Raw genomic sequence first — 1,386 nt, 5'->3', positions numbered from 1 at the left:
ACTCATGTTGCTTCATTAGTTGATGACAAGAAAAAAGTTATTTTTAAGGCTTTTTCTTTTTCAAATTCCATTGATGGTGCTGAGAGTTTAATCCTTAAACTAGAAGCTTTCAAAGATGAACTTGAAGTTGGGATGGAAGCTACAGGTCATTATTGGTTATCTCTATACTCATATCTTGCCCAAAAAAACTTTACTGTTCGTCTTATCAATCCAATACAAACTGATGGTTGGCGACAAGGTATTGAGATTAGAAAGAGAAAAACTGATATTATTGATTCTCTTTTAATAGCTGATCTTCTTAGATATGGAGATTTTGTTGAGACTTCACTTTCTAATGAAGATTATTTGTCTTTGAGAAATCTTTCCAGATTTAGATCCTACCTCATTTCTTCAATTGGCGATCTTAAAAGAAAAACTATTGCACTTCTAGATCAAGTTTTCCCTGAATATGCCTCTTCTTTTAGTAATATTTTTGGAAAGACTTCTAAGGAAATTCTTTCAAATTTCTCTACTCCTTCTGATTTTGAGGATATTAATTCTGATGATTTGAATACTTTTCTTGAGTCTGTTACTAGGAAAAACTATGCTTCTAAGAAGATTGATGAGCTTTCTAAAAAGGCTTCTTCTTCTTTTGGTATTAATTTCTGCCTGGACTCATTTAGTCTTCAAATCAAAATGCTTATTGAGCAAATTTCTTTTATTCAAAATCAGGTTTCTAATGTTGAGAATGAAATTGAGGTTTTACTTGAAAAACTTAATTCTCCAATTACTACTATTCCAGGTATCGGTTCTGTTAATGCAGCTACTATATTAGGTGAGATTGGTGATATTAAAAGATTTTCTAATCCTTCTAAACTGGTCGCTTATGCTGGTTTGGATGCTAGCGTTTCTCAGTCTGGAGAATATGAATCTACTTACAATCATATGAGTAAAAGAGGTTCTCCATACCTTAGACGTGCTTTGTTTCAATCTGCTCTTAGAGCTGAATTTTGTGATCCTGTTTTCTCAGATTATTATCAAAAAAAGATTAGTGAAGGAAAACATCATCTAGTTGCTACCAATGCAGTTGCTAGAAAGCTTTGTCATACTATTTTTGCTGTCCTTACTAAAGATGAACCTTATCAAGTGCAGAGTTAGTTTTTGCTTAACTGTTTACAAATTTTTGATAAAGGTTCTATAAATGGCGAGCTTTGCTCTGGCATAGCCTTTTTCATTTACTGGTTCTTTTGAGAAAATTACTATTTAAAAGGCAAAAAACTTTACTAACCCTATTTTTAATCTTAAACTTTAGGGTGCTTTTTCATGCTTATTTTTATTCAGTTTTTATCAATATCATTACTTATATTTTCTTTGTTTCACCTCTTGACTTTTAATAGTTAGTCTTTC

The 1,386-nt window shown here is 31.5% G+C and carries 1 protein-coding gene; it reads left to right on the top strand.

Annotated features, from left to right (window positions below):
- A partial coding sequence (locus NH288_RS11325; RefSeq protein WP_265215407.1) for an IS110 family transposase occupies positions 1 to 1,137 on the top strand: 1,137 nt, incomplete at its 5' end.
- Between the last annotated feature and the right edge of the window lie 249 nt (positions 1,138 to 1,386).

It is taken from the genome of Anaerococcus sp. NML200537, assembly GCF_026131715.1.
Classification (GTDB): domain Bacteria; phylum Bacillota; class Clostridia; order Tissierellales; family Peptoniphilaceae; genus Anaerococcus; species Anaerococcus kampingae.
The sequence above is the reverse complement of the archived record's forward strand: the minus strand, read 5'-3'. Positions and strand labels throughout refer to the sequence as shown.